Below are 19,357 nucleotides of genomic sequence, written 5' to 3' on the forward strand. Positions count from 1 at the left end.
CGTGGAACACGCCACATCCCAAAACGAAAACAAAAGAACGACTGATTCAGATGCCCCATATCACGAACGATCCCCAATTCGACCTTCCCAAAGAATGCGATGTTGTCGTTATCGGCGGCGGTATCCATGGTGCCAGCAGCGCGTACTACCTTGCCAAGGCGGGCATGAAGGTTGTCCTTCTGGAAAAGGACACCATTGCCTCGCATCAGTCGGGGCGGGCGTGGGGGTTCGTGCGTCAGCAGGGCCGCGATCCGGTTGAACTGCCCCTGATGATCGAATGCAACCGCATCTGGCAGGGGCTTGAACAGGAACTGAATGCTGATCTGGAATGGCGGCAGGGCGGGGTCATGTTCGTTGCGCGCGATGATGCCGAAATGGCGGAATTTGAGCAATGGATCGAAGACGCCAAAGGATTTGATATCGAAACGCAGGTGCTTGATCCCAAGGGGGTTGCCAGGATCGCACCGGGCATCACGCGCCCCGGCGTTGGCGGGATTTATACCCCGTCTGACGGGCAGGCCGAACCGAAAAAGGCCGCCCCGGCAATCGCAAAACGTGCCGGTGAACTCGGCGCCTTTATTGCCGAAGGTTGCGGTGCCATTGGCATTGAAACGAGTGGCGGTGCAATCAGTTCGGTCATATCCGAACGTGGCGAGATCAAATGCAAATACGTGATCTGTGCCGCTGGGGCCGCGACGCATAAATTCGTTGCCAAATTCGGCCGTCGCCTGCCGCAGCAAACCACGCGCGGCACGGTGATCCGCACCACCCCGGTGCCGGAAATTTCAGCCGCCGGTACATTGGCCGCCGGTCTGGCGTTTCGTCAACGTGCCGATGGCTCGATGAATATCGCTGACGAATTCATGACCGATCTGGATCTGACATTGGGCCGGTTCAAATATGCCCGCGATTTTGCACCGGGCCTGTTTGCTAATTGGGCGACCTTCAAATTCCATCTGAACAGGCGGTTTGTTGATGACCTTGTTGATCGCCTGCCGGGTTCGGCGGCATCAAAGCAGCCATTGATCGGGCGGCGGGAAAATCAGGCGCAGCCCTACGAGGTGCGCGTGAATAACGCGATGGCCAATTTGCAAAAGGTCTTTCCGCAAATCAAACAGGTCGGTATTGCCGATAAATGGGCGGGCGATATCGATGTTACCCCCGATGCCATACCGGTGATCGATCAGTTCGACAATCCAAAACATTTCTTTGTCGCCACCGGTTTTTCCGGCCACGGATTTGCCATGGGGCCAGTGGTCGGCAAGGTGCTGGCGGACTGGATCACAACCGGGCAGCCATCCATTACGCTTGCCGGGATGGAGCTTTCACGGTTTGAGGACGGCACCATCCGCAAACCGCGCACGCGGGTCTGATCTTTTTGTGTGAGGAATAATCTGGCGTCGGGATCGTTTTCAAACGGTCTTGACGCAGGGTATCTGTCATGCAATTAAATGTTATGTTATAACGTAACTTTTAATTTGAAGCTCATGATGAAATTTGCATCGGTCGCCGGTGTTGGTCTGGCTCTTTTCGGTGCAGCACAAATCGCCTAAAGCCGAGACCATGATCGCAGTTCTCCCAAACATTGCGGCCAGGGTTTCGGCTTTCGAAGACCGGCAACGATCTGCACGTTGCCGGTCTTCACCTATCTGTTATGCTCTATTGCGCGGCTTTGGTTTCGGGTAAATCATTCGTCTGATGATTGGTTTTGCCGTCAAAAAACCGTGTTGCCCCAATCGGGGCGGCAATGAAGTCATTCGCGCCAATGTCGGCATCCTTGCGTGCCGATGCCAATCGCACCGGCGGTTCGTCAACCGGTTCTGCGGTCAGGACGAAAGTCCCCCAATGAATGGCAAGCGCCTGCTTGATGCCCATTACCTGCATGATCTGAATGGCTTCTTCGGGGTTGGTGTGGGCGTTGCGCATGAAATCGCTGGGCTCGTAAGCCCCGATCGGGATCAGGCCGAAATCGATCCCGCCATATTGTTCGCCCATTTCGGTAAACAGCCGTTCGTTCCAGCCGGTATCACCGACGAAATAGAAACGATAGCCATCTGCGAATTCAAGGATATATCCGCCCCACAGCATTTCCTTGCGGTCCTTGGTGGTGCGCGCCGACCAGTGATTGCTGGGCACATGGGTGATGGTAACGCCGCCATGCGAAAGGCTTTGATCCCAGTCGAGTTCTTCGTACTGGTCGGGGGAGATTCCGGCCTTTTCCAGAAGGACCCCGTTTTTCAGCGGCAGGATATAGCGCGGGCCATTGCCAATCTTTCCAAGGCTTTCGACATCGAAATGGTCGTAATGATTGTGCGACAGCAGCACCAGATCAAGCGTCGGCAACTGATCGATCCGCAATCCCGGCTGGCTGTATCGTTTGGGGCCGACATATCGGAACGGCGATGCCCGTTTGGCAAAGACCGGGTCGGTCAGGATATTGAGCCCGCCATATTGCACCAGAGCCGTCGCATGGCCGATCCATGTGACTTGCAGGCGCGCCGGATCGGGATTGTGGATCGCGTCCATATCCGGGGCCTCGGTCGGGATTTTGCCGTGCTGGTGTTTGGCTTTTGGCCAGTTTTCAGAGCCGAAATAACGCCGCTTCAGGAAGCGCCAGAATGATCTTTTGCCGGTTTCCGGCAGGGGATAGCGGTTTTCAAATCCGAATGCTGTGTGGTGCGTTGGGCGTTTTTTGTCAGTCACGCGGTCAAATCCCCTGATCGGCTGATTGATATTTTCGATCTTATGAATGTGTCGCGGATCGGGAATTGTGCAAGTGCGGGCTGATCAATGGAAAAGGCCGGAACCGCGTTTGGTTCCGGCCTGCATTCCAGTCGGTTTATTCGATCACGGTCACGTAGCTGTCAAGCGGTGGAACGGTTTCGATAATGCCCTGATCCTTGAGATAATCGGCAAAGCGGGCATAACGGGTGCGGTCAATAGCGGCCGGACGGAGCGCAAAGCGCGGCAGGGTATCGGCCCATGCCTTGATGTTAAGCTCGTCATCCAGGTTCGGATAGGCCGCGATAAAGGCCTGCCAGCTGTCATCGGGATGATTGACCAGATACTGCACACCTTCTTCAAGGGCAGCCAGCATGCGCGCAAAGCGCGGATCATCGGTTTTGTCGTTACGCACGGTCAGGATCAGCTCGTCATAGGGCGGAACACCTTCTTCCTCGACATAAAATGCCTTGCCCGGTTTGCCTTCGATTTCCATCTGGTTGAGCTCGAAATTGCGATAGCCGCCGATGATCGCATCGACCTGCCCGGAATACAGCGATGGCGAGAGCGAGAAATTGACATTCACCAGTTCGACATCGTCAATCGAAACCCCGTATTTGCCCAGCATCGTGCCGAGTAACGCATCTTCGAAACCGGCCAGCGAATAGCCGATTTTCTTGCCCTTAAGGTCGGCAATTTCCTTGATCGGCCCGTCTTTCAGAACGATCAGGCTGTTAAGCGGGGTTGCGACCAGCGTGCCGATCCGGGTCAATGGCAGGCCTTCGGCGGCCTGCACGTGAAGCTGCGGCTGATAGTTCACAGCAACGTCACCCTGACCGGCGGCAACAAGGCGCGGCGGGGCGGATGGATCGGCCGGTTCGATCAGCTCGACATCCAGGTCATGCTTGGCAAAAAAGCCCTTTTCCTTGGCGACGATCAGGGGCGCGTGATCGGGATTGACGAACCAGTCCAGCAGTATGGTGAGCTTGTCCGCGGCGAATGCCGGGCTGGTCATTCCCATCGCAACCGCACCAATCGTGGCTGCGGTGATCATGGATTTCAGGCGTGACATGGATGAACCTCCTATCGGATATCGGATATATTTTTGATGTTCTGTCCCGCAGTTTCGGGCGGGGAATTCGGTTTATTTTGCCGGTTTCAGGCTGTCGGGCTGCCATGGCAAAGCCGCACGTAACGCCCGGTCGACAAGGAAATATTGCGTGATTGAAAACGCGCACAGGATCAGAAGGCAGGCAAAGACCATGTCGATCTGAACCCGTGCATTGGCATGCAGCATCAGATAGCCAAGCCCGTGGCTTGACCCGACCCATTCGCCGATCACAGCCCCGATGGGGGCAACCGCGGTTGCGACCCGAAAGCCCGAGGCAAATGAAGGCAGTGCGGCGGGGAGGCGCACATGGGTCAGCAACCGCCAGCGACTGGCACCCATGGTGCGGGCAAGGTCGAGGAAGCCCGGTTCGGTGCGTGATAACCCGTCAAAAAACGCGACCGTGACGGGGAAGAAAATGATCAAGGCCGCCATCGCGATTTTTGAGCCCAGACCAAAGCCCAGCCATAATACCAGAAGCGGTGCCAGCGCAAAAAACGGGATCGCCTGCGACACGAGCAAGATCGGCATCAGCCAGAACCGCACGGGGGCAAAAAGTGCCATCGGAAGGGCTGCCAAAGCCCCCAATGCCGCCCCGGCAAAAAGCCCGATCACGGTTTCGGCAATCGTGTATCTGGCGTGGTCAAGCAACACGTCATGACGCTTGATCAGGGTCAGCCAGACTTCATAGGGGGCGGGCAGCATATATTTTGGTGCGCCGGTGACGGTCACAACAATCTGCCATGTCGCGATCAGGGCGGCGATGATGATGACGGGTCGGGCGAGTTTCAGCAGCCGCCGTTCGGTAAGTGGGGTGCGGGGCGTTGTTTGGTTGGTCATGCCAGATCCTCCGCCCGGTTGAGTTCCTCTGCGGTGGCGCCAAGCTGACGGAGCAGTTCGGCCTGATGGCGGAGGATTTCCGGATCGGTGACATCGCGCGGGATTGTGCCCGCCGGAAGGATGGCGTCGCTCAGGACCGCCGGGGTGCCACGCAAGACATGAACGCGATCCCCGATCCGAAGGGCTTCGAGCGGATCATGGGTGACCAGCAAAACCGTTTTGCCGCGCAATACCCGTGCGGCAAGGTCCTGAAGGCGCATGCGGTTAAGCGGATCAAGGGCCGAAAACGGTTCATCCATCAGGACAACCGGGCGGTCTTCCATCAGGGTGCGGGCAAGGGCGGCGCGCTGCTTCATCCCGCCCGAAAGTTCGGCCGGGCGCAGGTGGGCGGCGTCTGATAGCCCGACCTTGGCAATCAGCGCATCGGCGCGTGCAAGATCGGGGCGTTGATTGCGAAGCACCGCCCCCAGCACCACATTTTCCCGGACACTCCGCCACGGCAGAAGCAAATCCTGCTGCGCCATATAGGCAACCCGACCCAAAAGCGGCTTGCCATCCGAGCAGGCAATATCCCCGTCGGCCTCGCCATCAACCAGCCCGGCGAGATAGCGCAACAGCGTACTTTTGCCGACACCAGATGGGCCCAGCAAACAGGTGATGCTGTTGGCAGGTAAACTCAGATCAAGATCATGGAAAATATCGTCGCCGTTAAAGGCCACGCGACCACCGCGCAGATGAACATCAAACGGCGTTGTGTTGCCCGGCATAACGGGGGAATTTGGGGAGGTTGCCGGTTTCGGCACTGATTCTGTCTTGCGCATGCGATCCTTCCTACGCCGGTCTTAACCGGTTCAGGTTCAAAGGGTCGTCCGGCAACACCGAACCTCTCAGCCGATTCACGATCAGCCCCCCTGGAGATGACGGGACTATGCGCAGATCATCGCGTTACGTCAAGCATTGGAAAAAGTTCTTGATTTGTTCTTTTGTTTGTGGCATAAGATAAAAGTCAACGGGAGAAATACACCCGGACCGAAACCCGCAAGGCCTTGTGCCTCGCGGGTTTTTGCGTTTGGGACCAGATCAAAGAGGGGATCAGGATGCGGCGGCAAGGATTGAGGCAGGGCGGCGGGGCACCCCGCAGGATATGCGTCGGCGGATGGCGGAGCCATTACGGCGGCATTCCGAGCCGGTTCTAATATGCTTTTAATGCGCTTGTTTGTCATGACGGGAGAGGTGCGTCTTGTCGGGGAACGGACCCCGAATTTGCCGGAAGCGGCAGCAATGGCAGCATTGGCGACATCGGATTGTGGCCCGTCGGTGGTGGACAGGTTGGGGGCAGTGCGCCCGAAAACCGTCTGCTGATGAAGATTGCGGCGGCCCGAGATGTGTCTGGACGCCGGGGTGGCGCGTTGCTGCCGGGGCCGGACGGTGATCGAGGCGGCAGGGAGCCCGATGATGGTCCTTCGGCGAGGTTGCTGGACGCCCGAGGTATGTCCGGCCTTCGGAGGTCATGCCATTGCCGAAAGGGGCCGGAGCGGGCAGCGATGCCGTGGGCGGTCAGTGGCCCGTCGATGGTGGGACAGGTGGGGGCGGTGAGCCCGAAGGCCGTCTGTTGGCGAGGATTGCAGACGCCCGAGGTTTGTCTTGGGTTCACTGGTTGCCGGAAGTGCCGCCATGGCCGGAAGTGATCGGATCGACCGTTCGAAGCTAGCCCGCCGGGTGATCCCGTCCATGTGCTAAGCCATCGATCACCGCCGGGAAGCAAATGCGCCTTGCTTTGCGCCGGCTTGTGGTTCCGATATGCTGGGCGGTGTCATTTTCTGTTTTTGGGGGCGATGGTCTGGGGGCGGTTGGGTTGCGCGTATCACGGCGGCCCTGCAGCATGGGCTTGCATCAACCAATTGATTTGTCGATGCCTGTTGACCTGTACAGGACCGCGATTGATTACTTGGGTGTGCAATCGGCTTGTGTTACCAGCGTGATCGCTCCGCTTGTTCGGCCCGCTTCAAGGTCGGCATGTGCACGTGCGGCCTCGGAAAGGGGATATTCGGTCGCGGCCGGGAACTCATACTGACGCAAAATATTGAACCACGCGTGTGCGGCCCGGTGATAGTTTTCTGTATCCGTGACATACGTAAGGATACTGGGCCGTGCAAGAAACCGGTTGGTCAGATGCCGCAGATCAAGAGGCGGTATGTCTCCGGCAACCTGACCAATTGTTGCGGTAATTCCGAACGGCCTGGTCGCGTTTAGGGATTTGGTCAGATTATCGCCGCCGATCCCGTCAATCGCGTAATCAACACCCCGTCCTGATGTCAGGTCCATGATGGCGGTTTCAAAATCCTGTTCGCGATACAAGATCGCGTGATCAAGCCCCTGCGCTCGTGCTGCCAGTGCCTTGTCTGAGGAGCCGATTGTGCCGATGGTTGTCGCCCCTAAATGCTTGGCCCAGCGGACCAGTATCTGGCCCAGACCACCTGCTGCTGCGTGTATCAGAACGGTTTGGCCCGGTGAGACGCGGCCAATTTGTTCTAATAAAAGGTAGGCAGTCATGCCGCGCAGGAAGGAACCGGCGATCTGATCGGGTTGAAGATCATCGGGGATTTTGATCAGCTGGCTTGCCGAAATGTTGCGTTCTGAGGCATAGCTTCCGGCCGGAAAACCGGCATAGGCAACCTTGTCGCCGATGGCAAAGCCGGTCACGTCAGGACCTGTTCCCGTAACGGTTCCGACAGCTTCAACCCCGATAATCGCGGGCTTTTCTTGCAGCGGATACAGGCCGACGCGATGATAGATATCGACAAAATTAACCCCTATCCGGTTTTGGTCAATCCGGACTTCACCCACGGCTGGTGCGGGTAAATTGATTGCGCGTTCCTGAAGGCATTCCGGGCCGCCGATTTGGCTGAGTTCGATGATTCTGGTCATGAAATACTCCTGACATTCGATGTGATATCAGGAATATCCGTTGTTTTTCTTGGGGGAAATTCCCTATATTTGCGTAGTTAATGGGGAAAAATGCGCAAATGAATTGGGAAGACTACCGATACTTTCTGGCTTTGGCTGATACGGGCAGTTTTTCGGCAGCGGCACGGGAACTGGGTGTGGATCACAGCACGGTTGCGCGTCGGGTCAATGCGCTTGAAACCACATTCGGGGTCCGGTTGATTGATCGTTTGCCGAAGTCGGTGATGTTGACGGTTGATGGCAAACTGGTTGCCGAACAGGGGCGTCAGGCGGTTCTGGCAATGCAGGCGGTTGAACGTGTTGCGGCGGGATCCGCCGACCATGTTTCAGGAACTGTTTGTGTGAGCGCACCACCGGCACTGGCCAGTCATATTATCGGGCCAAAAGTCCGGGAATTGCGAGAACAGCATCCTGAGATCGATCTTGTTTTGCAGGGGGAAACCCGATCAACAGACCTGAACCGGCGGCAGGCCGATATTGCGTTGCGCCTGTCGCGCCCGGAAAAATCGGCGGTCACAGTGCGCAAGTTGACGGATATGCCGTTCGGTTTTTACAGCGCACCTGATTATGACAAGCCCGAGCATGTCTGGGACTTTATCAGCTGGGATGAAACGACGGCTAGTATCCCGCAACATCGCTGGATTGAGGAGCGGTTGCATGGGCGCAAGGTCGTGCTGCGTAGCAATGATACCAGCATACAGGCTGCGGCGGCTGGCTCGGGGTTGGGAGTTGCGATTTTACCGCACTTTGTCGGGGATGCCGATCCAAGGCTGGCCCGCCTTTATCCTCATGAAAGTTTTCCACCGCGCGAGGTCTGGATGCTGGTGCATGAGGATCTGCGTCATGCACCACGCATCCGAACTGTGATGGATTTCCTGATCAAGACTGTTGCCGTGCTGAAAACCCAGATCGTCTGAGTAATTGATATATTGCTTACCACGCTGCCGCGCTGGATAAAAGCCGTCCTGCCGGGTAATCCCAACCATGTGCGACGCCATCAATCGTGGCCGGGAACCGAACGCGCCGGGCCTTGCCCCAGCTTGTGGTTTCGAGATGCGGGGCGATGTCGTTTTCGGTTTCGGGGGCGATGGTTTGGGGTCGGGTTGGTTGCGCAGTCTGGCAGAGCAGGTGGGCGGTGCGGGCCAGCGAATGGCGGGCGGTGGTGATCTGGCCGGTCTGGCTGCGGAGCAACAAGGCGTGGATGGTGCTTGCCGCCATCAGATAGCCGGTTGCGTGGTCAAGGGCCTGCACCGGAAGGGGCGTTGGTTTTGGCGCATCGGCCTGTTTCATGCCGAAATCGGCGATGCCGCAGCTCATTTGGACCAAGCTGTCAAAGCCGCGCCGTTTGGCCCACGGGCCGGTCCAGCCATAGGCGCAGAGTGTCACATCTATCAGGCCGGGATTGATGCGGCGAAGTTCGTCCGCGCCATAGCCAAGGCCGGGCAGGGCATCGGGGCGGTAGCCATGCAGCAGGATATCGGCACCGGCCAGAAGGCTTTCGAATGTTTTGCGATCCTCGGTGCTTTTGAGGTCAAGCCCGGCACAGCGTTTGCCAAGGGTGATTTCGGGGATTACCGCGCCCTCGTCCCAGTGGGGCGGATCGATGCGCAAGACATCCGCGCCATAGGCCGCCAGAAACCGCCCGGCGACGGGGCCAGCCAGGACGCGGGTCAGGTCAAGCACGCGGATCCCGGCCAAAGGCCGGTTCGGCCGGATAACGTGGCGGGATTTTGCGGTGATGCCGTGATGCTGCCAGCCGATCAGCGGTTCGGCCGCAATCGCAACCCCCTGCGGGTGGGATTGCCAGTCACCCAGGCTACGCATGGTGGCGGCACAGCCGCCCGCCGCAATGATTGCGGTTTCGAGGTCATCGGATTTCCAGTTTGCGACAATCGGGGCGAGGGCTTCGCGGTCCGTGTAATCGCCCAGAACCGACAGGGCGGCCGCACGGTGATGCGGGGCGTTGGTGTGAAGCCGTATCCAGCCATCAGCGGTTTTATAGTCACCGGCAATCGCATCCCAGACCGGCGGCAATTCCCAGCCCATCGGGCGGATCGTCATATCAAACCATTTTGATGTCAGCCTTTGATCAATAGTGATGTCCGCCAGATCGCCAGTCGCCAAACAGCGATAGCGCGAGATCATGGCGGCTGCGATGCCGATGGACGCGGTTGCAAGATCGGTGACGGCAAAGAAGGATGGCAGGGCGTCCGTGCCGGTGATTTTGATATCGGGCATGGCGTTTGTGCCGCCCGGAAGATCAAGGGCGGCGTTAAGGGCATCGGTAATCGGGGCGATGAACGGATTGGTCTTGTCGGTCATGGCGGTCATGTTGGTGGCTCCTTTTTCCGCACTGGTGGCGCGGGGCGGGGATTGATCACCCAAGGATCACGCGGGGCTGGACAAATCGTCAATCTTGATCAAGATAATCGATATGAAAAATCTTGATGATCCGATGAATGAAACCGCATTTTTCACGCTGTCGGCACAGGAAGTCTGTGCGGCGACCGGCATATCGCGCGATACGCTTTATGCCTATGTCAGCCGCGGGATCGTGCGCGCCATTGCCCATCCGGGGGACGCACGCAAAAGCCTTTATGACCATCGTGATGTGCGCAAAATCATCGCGGGCAAAAAACGCGGCCGGTCGCGGCAATCGGTGGCGGCATCGACGATTGACTGGGGCGAACCGATACTGGTGTCGAAAATCACCCGCATTGCCGATGGGCGGTTTTTCTATCGCGGCAGGGATGCGGTGGGGCTGTCTGACACCATGACGCTTGAAGATGCCGCGCGTCTTCTGGCGGGATTGCGGGTCGATCAGGATCGATGCTGCGCGCCGGATTTCATCCCGGCCAATCACGCCACACCGTTTGACCGGATGATTGCGATGATGGCGGGCGAGGTGACAAACCATCCTGCCGGGGATGGCCGCCCGGTTGCGGCGAAGCTGATGCGGCTTGCGGCCCTGGCCGCCGCCGGTCTGCGCGATGACGGCGAAAGTCCGATCCATGTGATGCTGGCGCGGGCCTGGTCGGCGAAGCCGGAGGCGACGGATCTGTTGCGCCGCGCGCTTGTGCTGTGTGCCGATCATGAATTGAATGCGTCGGCCTATGCGGTGCGGGTGGCGGCATCGGCGGGGGCGAGTGTTCCGGCGTCGTTGCTGGCGGGGTTGGCGACATTATCGGGCAGTCGGCATGGCGGGTTAACGCCGCGTTGCCGGGCATGGATGGACCGGGTGGAACGGCGCAATATCGATCCGGTACGCGATGGCGTGCCGCCCGGTTTCGGGCATCCGCTTTATCCCGATGGCGATCCGCGCACGCGCGCGATTATGCAATCCTGCGGGCAGGTCGGCGATGCGTTCTGGGCGCGGATTGCCAACCGGGTGACGGATGAAACCGGGCAATATCCCAGCCTTGATTTCGGGCTGGCGTTGCTGGAACGCGAACTTGATTTGCCCAAAGGGGCGGGGCTTGGCATTTTTGCTGTCGGGCGGATGGCAGGCTGGATCGCGCATCTGTTTGAACAACGCCAAAGTGGCAAGATCATTCGGCCGCGGGCGGCTGTGGCCGGGTGAGGGTGTGGGCATGTGGTGGTCTTGGGGGTATTGAATTTGCGGCGCGATGGACTCCCGCGTTCGCGGGAGTGACGGTTTGGGGCGTTGCGGCATGCGCGCGCGTTTTTATCGACTTTTCGGAACACGTGCCGGTCTGGTTTGTTTGATAAACAGGGCAAACGGTAACGAAGGACGAGACAATGCCGGCAAAATCGAAATCCCAGCAGAAAGCTGCCGGTCTGGCGCTTTCGGTCAAGCGTGGCGAGCAGAAAAAGAGCGAACTGACCGGGGCTGCGCGCGAGATGGCAGAAAGCATGTCCGAGGAGGAGCTTGAGGAACTGGCATCGGGCCAGCGCAAGGGCAAGCCGGAGCATAAATCCAAGTCGGGATCGTGATCGGTATCACATCCCTGGCTTGTGAAATCATGCCGTCCGGTTATCTTTTTCGGATCGACAGGATCGCGGAAGGTACAGATGCAGGACCGGCAGCCTTTTTCCATTCATCATGGCATCGAAGATAGCCATATCGACAAGGCGCTTGATCTTTTCTGGCAGGCGTTTCGCCAGAAGCTTGCCCCGGTGTTGAAGCCGGAGGACAAGGCGTTGCGGTTCCTGAGACGGGTTGTTGATCCGGCACATGCGATCAGTGCAGTGTCGTCCGATGGTGATCTGCTGGGCATTGCCGGTTTCAAAACGCCCGCGGGGGCGTTTATTGGCGGGAAGCTATCGGATATCTGCGCGATTTATGGCGCGTGGGGCGGATTGTGGCGCGGTGTTCTGATCGATATTCTTGAACGGGATCTGTCCGAGGGGGTGCTGTTGATGGACGGCATTTTTGTTGATCCTGATGCGCGCGGCAAAGGTGTTGGCACGGCACTTCTGGACGGGATTGCACATGAAGCCCGGGCGCGCAATCTGGCGCAGGTGCGGCTTGACGTGATCGATACCAATCCGCGCGCCCGTGCCCTTTATGAACGATGCGGCTTTGTTGCGGGCGAGGTGCAGGAGCTTGGCCTGCTGCGTCATCTGTTCGGGTTTCGCACGGCAACGACAATGATGTTGCCGGTTTGATGCGGATTAAACACAAAACGCTTTAGCGCGCCGGGCTATGGGCTTTGCGTGATCTGTTTGATCCAGGTGGTGATGTGATCCATCGCGCCGGGGGCATAGACATGCCGCCCCATCACGACAAAGGCCAGTTTGACGATGTCGGGCATCTGATCGGCAAGCTGATAATTAAACAGGCGGCTGCGCAGCAACCCGTGCGTCGCATCGGGAAGGGTGATGACCCTGTTTGCGCGATTGTTGGGCAGGGCAAGCTTGCGATAGATCGTTGCATTATAAGCGGCATCAACATTCAGGTCATCTTCGCCCCATAGGGCAAGCAGGGGCGATGTGACTGTTTCAAGCGGCCCGGTGGCGTCTGATCCGATATTGCGTTTCACAAATTCATAGCGGTCCTGTGACATGACTTCCTGATCATGGGGGATGGCCAGATAGTCCTGATAGGTGCTGTCGGGGCCAAAAATCCGGTTATCCATGTTGTGCGCGGTTTCAATGCGCATGGCGATTTCATCGGGCCGGGTGCCAAGGGCCGCGAGGCGCGTTCGCCTATAATAGGTGCCCTGATGCTGCCAATTGACTGCCGCGCCGACCAGGATGTGAAAGGCGGCATCGGGCAGGCGATTGGCGATATCGGGGATGACCCAGCCAGCCTGCGAGAACCCCAGAAAACCGATTTTGCGGTTTTGGTTGCCATCAAGGTTGCGAAGGGCGGCGAAGGCCGACATCGCCTCGTTGGCGCGATCATTCATGGATTGATCAAGCCAGTTGCCCGTGCTGTTGCCAATGCCGGCCTTGTCCCAGCTATAAACACCAATTCCGTCATCAAGCAGGCTGTTGATCAGCGGCAGGTAACCGTCATGCGAAAAGCGGTCCTGCGGGCCGTCGCCATGGATCAGAAGGACAATGGGGGCCGTGTCGGCCGCCGCACCATCGGGCAGTATCAGGGTGCCCGAAAGCCGGTTGCCGTGATCGTCAAATTCGACAAGGCGGGTATTGCGACCTTCAAGATCAAAATCGGCAAGCCCGGAAAGGGCAAAACCGCCGAAAATGACAATAACGATGATCAGGATCGCAAGCCGCGCGAAAAGGCGGTGGCGTTTTGACGTTTTTCCGGGCACGGGCGGGGCTCCGACGGGTTGGTGATGACGATGGATTGAGAGCGATCAGGACGATGTCATGAAACGGGTCAGAAGGGCCTGATTGGCGGCGTCAAACGTGACCCGGCCAAGGGCGACGCGGCCATCAAGTGCGTTTTTGACCGCATCAAAATCCGTATCGGAAAAACCGCCACAGGTTTCAATGACCTCTATCCCGTTTTGGGCAAAGTTTTGCGCCGCAACGATCAGGGCCGCGATATTTGACGCGGCAAAGATATGGGTGGTGAAGCCATCGCCGGGCAGGGTGGTTTGTGTGCCACGTACCGGGTATCCGTCGGCCTTGATCAGAAAGGCATAGTTTTTGATCGGCATGGGGCGGCCTGTCGTTTAAGAAAAGGGGCGTTTAATAAAAGGACGTTTAAGAAAAGAGAAAGTGTTCCGGGAGCAGAGTTACGCGGATGCGTTTGCGCGTCAATCCTGCGATGCCCCAACGAGCCCAGCCCGAATGAAGCATGATCGGTCATGATGCCATCTGATGAACCTGTTCTGAATTATCCCGATCGTCGCCGCCACGATATTCGTCCGCGCATGATCGCGGCCGAGATTTATCGCGGGTCGAGTTACGGGCCCAAACACCCCCTGTCGATCCCGCGGGTATCGCTGGTGGTGGATATGGTGCATGCGATGGGTTGGGTCGATGGGGAAAATTACCTGACCGGGCCGGTGGCAACGCCGGCACAACTGTCACGCTTTCACGATCCCGACTATATCGCCGCCGTGGCACAGGCCGAACGTGACCAGATGTTGCCCGAGGACATGATGGTCAGATACGGGTTGGGTAAAAACGGCAATCCGATCTATCCGGAAATTTTCCGGCGTCCGGCGACGGCGGCCGGATCATCGATCATGGCCGCCCGGCTGATTGCCGATGGCGGAATCATCCATCATCCGGCAGGGGGCACGCATCATGGATTGCGTGATCGGGCATCGGGGTTTTGCTACTTCAACGACCCGGTTCTGGGCATTCTTGAATTGCTCGATTCGGGGCTGGATCGGGTGCTTTACCTTGATATTGATGCCCATCACGGCGATGGTGTGCAGATTGCCTTTGCCGATGATGACCGTGTTTTGACGGTTTCGATGCATGAAGAAGGGCTATGGCCGCGCACCGGGACGATTGATGATGTCGCCGGGGGAATGGCGCGGAACCTGCCGATGCCAAGTGGCATGCATGATGACGAGATGCGTTATGTCCTTCATGAATATTTCATACCGCTTGCGCAGGAGTTCTCACCACAAGCCATTGTTTTGCAATGTGGATGTGATATATTAGCAGAAGATCCATTATCCAGACAGATGCTTGGTAATCAGGCCATTTGGGACGTGGTCGGGGCCATGATCAAAATGGCATCCAGGTGTCTGGTACTGGGGGGCGGAGGATATAACCCTTATGGGGTTGCGCGCTGTTGGTCCGGGGTGTGGGCGGTTGTAAACGAAATCGAAATACCACCTGTGTTAGCCATCACAGCGGAAAATATCCTGCGTGCCGTAAAATGGACGCATAGCCGTGGAAAGCAGCCGGACGAAAAAATGCTGACCAGCATTAAAGATCCGTGGCGCGGCGGGGACATACGTGACGAAGTCAGGACACGCGTCCAAAGACTGAAGGGGTATGGGTTATGAAGTCGTTCATTCAAATGACCTTGGTCGTTTGCTTTATCAGTGCTGCCGTGATGGCGGGGCTGAATGCAAAGGCAACAGGGTTTGAACGATCGCGCCTGCTGGTGGATGGCAAGGTTTTCAATGTTGAAATGGCGGTTACACCCGATGAACGGTCCCGCGGATTGATGTTCCGCACCGAAATGGCCGAGGATGCCGGGATGCTGTTTGATTTTGGCCGCGCCAGCGACATTTCAATGTGGATGAAGAATACCTTCATCTCGCTTGATATGCTGTTTATCGACAAGAATGGCGTGATTGTCGGGATTGAAAAACGCACCGTGCCGAAATCCGAAACCATCATTCCGGGGCCAAAGCCGGTGCGCTTTGTTCTGGAGCTTAATGGCGGTTCGGCGGACCGGTTGGGATTTGAAGTTGGCGAGAAGGTCGAAGGGCTGCCGCGCTAAGACATAGTAACAGCAATCGTGACAGGCCCGTTGCGGCCATGCGATCCTCAATCAGCAATAGCAAGGCCGCGGATGATTTCTGCGGCCTTTGGTTTTTGGGCTGCATTTTATTTCCAATACGGGCAAAAAACGCATAATGCGGTCTTGCCCGTGCGGAATTATGGTGCTAAATCCACATCCGCGTCGGGGAGTAGCGCAGTCTGGTAGCGTACCTGCTTTGGGAGCAGGGGGTCGCGAGTTCGAATCTCGCCTTCCCGACCATTTTTCCCTTTTGCCATACGGACACGTTTTCATGTGCCGGCAAAAGGTGTAAAAGATGACGAGACAGCGGGTGTTAGAGAGCCCCGCATTCATGTCATCTTATCCGACGGTCAAGACGAGGGTCCCGATGAAGGTCCGTGTTTACAAACCTGCCAAAAACGCCATGCAGTCCGGTCGTGCGGCGACCAAACACTGGGTGATGGAATTTGAACCGGGTGCAAAGAAGGTTGCTGATCAGCTTATGGGCTGGATCGGATCGACCGATACCCGTGGCCAGGTGCGCATGTATTTCGATACCCTTGAAGAAGCACAGGCATTTGCCGCCCGTCACAAGCTGATTGCCGATATCGAACAGCCGAAATCGCGCGTCCGCCGGGTGCAGGCCTATGCCGATAACTTCGCGTTCAAACGCGTCGTCTGATCCTTCGGCCATCAAGACGGCCGATCACCATCATCGGGGCGGTTTCCGCCCCGTTCGTCTGACAGAAGACGTTAAAGACTGAAAAGATATCAGCCGGGCAGGCGTCCAATGCTTTGCCCCGGGGCACCAACCGGCCCCCACAGCGGTCCCTTAGCTCAACTGGATAGAGCAACAGACTTCTAATCTGTAGGTTGCAGGTTCGAGTCCTGCAGGGATCGCCATTTTTCTTTGTTGATTTTAGAAGTTGTACCGATGTTGGGCGGATTGGGTTATGTCCAATATCTTTGATAAAGTTTGGATGTTTGATCGCTTTATTCGTTTAGCTGGCCAATCTTTTTATGACACGAATAAGCCGATCTTCTTGTCTAGTCATTTCATCAATCATAATGGCAGGCATAAGCTCAAGTTTATACCGAATGTTTTTGATGTCATCGGGAGGGGATGTTGGGCTTATTTCTGTGAGTTCATGGATGATATTGGCTATATTGATGTCGGTCTCCTCCGCCTTCTCAAGGCTCTCTATGAGAGTCGAAAGCCACATAATCTCATTTGGTTCCAAGTGGCCGATGAACTCCATTTTTATTGTCTGTACCGCCTGACAAGCCTCAGGAAGTGACCGAGATGTAGAGTAAGTCGCAATGTGGTCAATGTCGTTGCAGGCCGCAGCTCTGAGGGTTTTGAAGGTATCATCAGCTTCGTCGAAAAGTTGTTGATGCTCAGGTGTAAAAGGTATGGGCGTGTTAAATTTTTTTAAGGCATGTAACAGTCCTTTGGTCTTCTCGCTTGTGCAGGATTGATACAATTTTGCCAAACCTTTGAGAACTTCTTGATTCTTTTGAAGGGCATCTTTGCAAGAGTGGACACCGGCAAGAGCAATATACAGGTGGGTCAAAAGCGGTTTGGTTGCGTCCTTTGTTTTAGTTCTATATTCCAGCCAGAATGTTGTTCTCGCTATATAGAACGCACCTGCAACACCAAGTGACGAGCCCAACACGTCACCCCATCCATCCGGTAAGGGCACTGTGTTTGGGAAGAATAGCGCTGCACACAGAGCTCCTGTGATAGCACCGGTGCTAAGCAGAATCAGCGGAGTAAAGTCGGGCAGTTTCATCAGCTTGCCGCCCGCTCTGGTGGATACACCGTTTGCGGTTGCCAGTCGGCTTCGGCCTGTTCGCCGTCCCAGGCATCAACGGATGCCTGAAGGTTCACCCAGAAGAGGGTGGTGTTGCCAAGGGTTTTGGCGATGCGCGCGGCCAGCGGGGCGTCAATACGGGCATGGCCGTTGATGATGCGGCTCAGGTGTTTTTCGCTGATTTCGACATCATCGGCGAAATGCTTTTGCAGGATTTTGCGGGGGACAAGGTAATGTTCGCGCAGGATCACGCCCGGATGGGTCGGGCGGCGATTGCGGCGAAGCGGGCGGGGTGCGTTCATCAGTGATAATCCTCCAGATCAAGGATCAGAAGCAAGAAAAGGGACCGTCCCCTTATTGTCCATGCGCAAATTCATGCCTTAGTCCCCATCGACGGTCCATGTTTCCAGATCGTCATAATCGACGCCAAGGATGCCGGCCAGTTTGGCTTGCAGTTTGCGCGAGGCGGTCTTTTTGCCGGTTTCGATCATGCTGATATAGTTGGTTGAAACGTCTGCCAGTTCGGCGAGTTGCGGTTGGGTCATGTCGCGATGTTCGCGGTAAACCTTGACCGGGTTTTCCCCGTTGGAAAGGCGTTTGACGATCTCGAACGGGAAGCTCTCATCGTTTTTGACTTCATCGGCAAGGCGGATCAGTTCCGCATCCTCGGCGGCTTCGCTGTCGGCGAGGACGCTGGCGGCTTCGCGGGGGAATGCGGCCTTGAAGTCATCAAAGGCCATCACAACGGAAACCGGGTTCATCTGTGCATCGCGCACGACATGCCAGCGCGTGTTGTGTCCGGTGTGTTTGGTTTCGGTGCCCATGGTGCTGTGTTCCCGTTTGGTGGCGTTGGCGTGCCGGGCCGGTCTAGTAGACCGAACCCCGTGGCGCGATGCGTTCGATATTCAGGATCACGCCATCCTGATCAAAGATCACCCGGTATTCGCCAACCCGCATCCGGTGGTAGTTGCTACCGGTCAGGGGTTTGATATCGAGATCCGTGCGGGCGGGGTTTTGTGCCAGCTTTTCAATCGCGTCAAGGATGCGCTGGCGCGTCTTTGGCTGAATGCGTTTCAGCTCTTTGCTTGCCTGCTTTTTGATTTCGATTTTCAGCATCGTCCGCCTTGTTTTGATGCAACTATATATAACTAATAGTTTTGTATTCGGCAAATAAAAATCGAACAAAACAAAACTTTTTGTTTGATCTGTCAGTGCGATGGCCAAGAAGCCCAAAACCAGCAAAGCTACTTTGATGCTTGGCGGAAATATCAGTAATACAGCGTTTGGACGGGTTATCTCGCAGCGAGGTAGCGGCCCGGGCGGTGGTTAAGGGCTATGATCAGGTTGAGCACGACAGCGCCGAGGATCGAGAGCAGGACCTTGTCAAAGGGCAGGGTCAGGAAGGCGCAGGCGAGGATGACCAGATCGACGGCGAGCTGGAAATAACCTGCGCGGATGCCGAAATGTTCCTGCAGGAACAGGGCGAGGATATTGATCCCGCCGAGCCCCGCGCGATGGCGAAACAGCATCAGAAGGCCGATCCCCATCAGCGCACCGCCAGAAATCGCGGCGAAGATCGGGTTGAGCATCGAGAAATCGATCCACACCGGCATCAGTTTTGAAAACAGCGAGACAAGCCCGACCGCGATGAAGGTCTTGATGGTGAAAGCAAGCCCCATGCGTTTAAACGCCAGCCCGTAAAACGGCAGATTGATCGCAAAGAAGATCACGCCAAAGCCAAGGCCGGTGGCATGTTCGATCAGAAGGGCCGCGCCCGCCGTGCTGCCGGTGACCAGCACGCTTTCGCTATAGAGCATCACCCCAAGCGATACGACCATGGTGCCAAGCAGAAGCGCCAGCACATCTTCGTACAGGCGATGGCCGAGATCGGGTTTGGTGGTTTCGGCGGTGTGGGTTGTGGTGCTGGTCATGAAGGAATCGCCGGTTACGGATTGAACAGGCTATCAAATTACGCTTTTCGCATGTGCGAAACAAGCCGGGGGTGGCGACCGGGGGAAATTCGGCGGTTTTTGGCAGGGCGGGGGGATTTAACGCAAAAGA

The 19,357-nt window shown here is 56.9% G+C and carries 21 protein-coding genes, 2 tRNA genes and 1 riboswitch; of the genes, 10 read left to right on the plus strand and 13 right to left on the minus strand.

Annotated elements, in window-relative coordinates:
• Window positions 1–50: 50 nt before the first annotated feature.
• The gene (locus tag P8T57_RS17585) at window positions 51–1,373 is read left to right on the plus strand and encodes an FAD-binding oxidoreductase (RefSeq protein WP_341363847.1); all 1,323 of its coding nucleotides are present in this window, start codon (window positions 51–53) and stop codon (window positions 1,371–1,373) included.
• 286 nt (window positions 1,374–1,659) lie between these two features.
• Here P8T57_RS17585 and P8T57_RS17590 read toward each other — a convergent pair whose 3' ends face one another.
• The 5 genes from P8T57_RS17590 to P8T57_RS17610 form a co-directional block, all read right to left on the minus strand.
• Entirely contained in the window at window positions 1,660–2,703 is a 1,044-nt protein-coding gene (locus tag P8T57_RS17590) for an MBL fold metallo-hydrolase (RefSeq protein ID WP_341363848.1), read from the minus strand.
• 136 nt (window positions 2,704–2,839) lie between these two features.
• Window positions 2,840–3,793, minus strand: coding sequence for an ABC transporter substrate-binding protein (locus tag P8T57_RS17595; protein ID WP_341363849.1), 954 nt, complete (start codon window positions 3,791–3,793; stop codon window positions 2,840–2,842).
• A gap of 72 nt (window positions 3,794–3,865) precedes the next feature.
• Window positions 3,866–4,669 carry an ABC transporter permease gene (locus P8T57_RS17600; protein WP_341363850.1) on the minus strand — a complete coding sequence of 268 codons (804 nt, stop codon included), beginning with the start codon at window positions 4,667–4,669 and terminating at the stop codon, window positions 3,866–3,868.
• Window positions 4,666–5,490 (minus strand): ABC transporter ATP-binding protein, encoded by an 825-nt coding sequence (locus tag P8T57_RS17605; protein ID WP_341363851.1) that lies wholly within the window; start codon window positions 5,488–5,490, stop codon window positions 4,666–4,668. Before P8T57_RS17605 ends, P8T57_RS17600 begins: the two co-directional genes overlap by 4 nt.
• Window positions 5,481–5,592, minus strand: a riboswitch (TPP riboswitch). It overlaps the preceding gene by 10 nt.
• Before the next feature lie 1,021 nt (window positions 5,593–6,613).
• A complete protein-coding gene (locus P8T57_RS17610) occupies window positions 6,614–7,597 on the minus strand; it encodes a quinone oxidoreductase (protein WP_341363852.1) in 984 nt (327 codons plus the stop codon).
• Window positions 7,598–7,695: 98 nt separating this feature from the next.
• On the opposite strand from P8T57_RS17610, the gene P8T57_RS17615 reads away from it, so the two are divergent.
• Complete coding sequence (locus P8T57_RS17615; RefSeq protein WP_007090052.1) at window positions 7,696–8,553, plus strand: LysR family transcriptional regulator; 858 nt, start codon at window positions 7,696–7,698, stop codon at window positions 8,551–8,553.
• Window positions 8,554–8,569: 16 nt separating this feature from the next.
• Here P8T57_RS17615 and P8T57_RS17620 read toward each other — a convergent pair whose 3' ends face one another.
• Window positions 8,570–9,967: a CoA transferase gene (locus tag P8T57_RS17620; protein WP_341363853.1), complete on the minus strand. Its 1,398-nt coding sequence runs from the start codon at window positions 9,965–9,967 to the stop codon at window positions 8,570–8,572.
• Between the two features lie 103 nt (window positions 9,968–10,070).
• Between P8T57_RS17620 and P8T57_RS17625 the strand changes: the two genes are divergently transcribed.
• The 3 genes from P8T57_RS17625 to P8T57_RS17635 all read left to right on the plus strand — a co-directional run bounded on the left by P8T57_RS17625 (window position 10,071) and on the right by P8T57_RS17635 (window position 12,265).
• Window positions 10,071–11,216 carry a citrate/2-methylcitrate synthase gene (locus P8T57_RS17625; RefSeq protein ID WP_341363854.1) on the plus strand — a complete coding sequence of 382 codons (1,146 nt, stop codon included), beginning with the start codon at window positions 10,071–10,073 and terminating at the stop codon, window positions 11,214–11,216.
• Between the two features lie 179 nt (window positions 11,217–11,395).
• Window positions 11,396–11,590: a DUF3008 family protein gene (locus P8T57_RS17630; RefSeq protein WP_341363855.1), complete on the plus strand. Its 195-nt coding sequence runs from the start codon at window positions 11,396–11,398 to the stop codon at window positions 11,588–11,590.
• A gap of 78 nt (window positions 11,591–11,668) precedes the next feature.
• On the plus strand, window positions 11,669–12,265 hold the full coding sequence (locus P8T57_RS17635; protein WP_341363856.1) for a GNAT family N-acetyltransferase: 597 nt from the start codon (window positions 11,669–11,671) through the stop codon (window positions 12,263–12,265).
• Window positions 12,266–12,300: 35 nt separating this feature from the next.
• Here P8T57_RS17635 and P8T57_RS17640 read toward each other — a convergent pair whose 3' ends face one another.
• Window positions 12,301–13,377 carry an alpha/beta hydrolase gene (locus tag P8T57_RS17640; RefSeq protein ID WP_341363857.1) on the minus strand — a complete coding sequence of 359 codons (1,077 nt, stop codon included), beginning with the start codon at window positions 13,375–13,377 and terminating at the stop codon, window positions 12,301–12,303.
• A 45-nt stretch (window positions 13,378–13,422) separates the two neighbouring features.
• The gene (locus tag P8T57_RS17645; protein WP_007090046.1) at window positions 13,423–13,728 is read right to left on the minus strand and encodes a DUF6506 family protein; all 306 of its coding nucleotides are present in this window, start codon (window positions 13,726–13,728) and stop codon (window positions 13,423–13,425) included.
• Between the two features lie 150 nt (window positions 13,729–13,878).
• On the opposite strand from P8T57_RS17645, the gene P8T57_RS17650 reads away from it, so the two are divergent.
• The 5 genes from P8T57_RS17650 to P8T57_RS17670 all read left to right on the plus strand — a co-directional run bounded on the left by P8T57_RS17650 (window position 13,879) and on the right by P8T57_RS17670 (window position 16,385).
• Window positions 13,879–15,039 (plus strand): acetoin utilization protein AcuC, encoded by a 1,161-nt coding sequence (locus P8T57_RS17650; RefSeq protein ID WP_341363858.1) that lies wholly within the window; start codon window positions 13,879–13,881, stop codon window positions 15,037–15,039.
• A complete protein-coding gene (locus tag P8T57_RS17655; RefSeq protein WP_007090044.1) occupies window positions 15,036–15,482 on the plus strand; it encodes a DUF192 domain-containing protein in 447 nt (148 codons plus the stop codon). The genes P8T57_RS17650 and P8T57_RS17655 overlap by 4 nt, the downstream gene beginning before the upstream one ends.
• A 184-nt stretch (window positions 15,483–15,666) precedes the next feature.
• Window positions 15,667–15,743 (plus strand) — tRNA-Pro (locus tag P8T57_RS17660).
• 127 nt (window positions 15,744–15,870) lie between these two features.
• Window positions 15,871–16,164: an ETC complex I subunit gene (locus P8T57_RS17665; RefSeq protein WP_062951849.1), complete on the plus strand. Its 294-nt coding sequence runs from the start codon at window positions 15,871–15,873 to the stop codon at window positions 16,162–16,164.
• Between the two features lie 144 nt (window positions 16,165–16,308).
• Window positions 16,309–16,385, plus strand: a tRNA-Arg gene (locus tag P8T57_RS17670).
• A gap of 98 nt (window positions 16,386–16,483) precedes the next feature.
• On the opposite strand, the gene P8T57_RS17675 is transcribed toward P8T57_RS17670, so the two are convergent.
• The 5 genes from P8T57_RS17675 to P8T57_RS17695 form a co-directional block, all read right to left on the minus strand.
• Window positions 16,484–17,275 (minus strand): hypothetical protein, encoded by a 792-nt coding sequence (locus P8T57_RS17675; RefSeq protein WP_341363859.1) that lies wholly within the window; start codon window positions 17,273–17,275, stop codon window positions 16,484–16,486.
• A complete protein-coding gene (locus P8T57_RS17680; RefSeq protein WP_341363860.1) occupies window positions 17,275–17,598 on the minus strand; it encodes a HigA family addiction module antitoxin in 324 nt (107 codons plus the stop codon). The genes P8T57_RS17675 and P8T57_RS17680 overlap by 1 nt, the downstream gene beginning before the upstream one ends.
• 78 nt (window positions 17,599–17,676) lie before the next feature.
• Window positions 17,677–18,120: a helix-turn-helix transcriptional regulator gene (locus P8T57_RS17685; RefSeq protein ID WP_341363861.1), complete on the minus strand. Its 444-nt coding sequence runs from the start codon at window positions 18,118–18,120 to the stop codon at window positions 17,677–17,679.
• 43 nt (window positions 18,121–18,163) lie between these two features.
• Window positions 18,164–18,412 (minus strand): type II toxin-antitoxin system RelE/ParE family toxin, encoded by a 249-nt coding sequence (locus P8T57_RS17690; protein ID WP_341363862.1) that lies wholly within the window; start codon window positions 18,410–18,412, stop codon window positions 18,164–18,166.
• Window positions 18,413–18,588: 176 nt separating this feature from the next.
• The gene (locus P8T57_RS17695; protein WP_341363863.1) at window positions 18,589–19,227 is read right to left on the minus strand and encodes a YitT family protein; all 639 of its coding nucleotides are present in this window, start codon (window positions 19,225–19,227) and stop codon (window positions 18,589–18,591) included.
• Window positions 19,228–19,357: the final 130 nt, after the last annotated feature.

This window comes from Thalassospira sp. SN3W (assembly GCF_038070535.1).
Taxonomy (GTDB): domain Bacteria; phylum Pseudomonadota; class Alphaproteobacteria; order Rhodospirillales; family Thalassospiraceae; genus Thalassospira; species Thalassospira xiamenensis.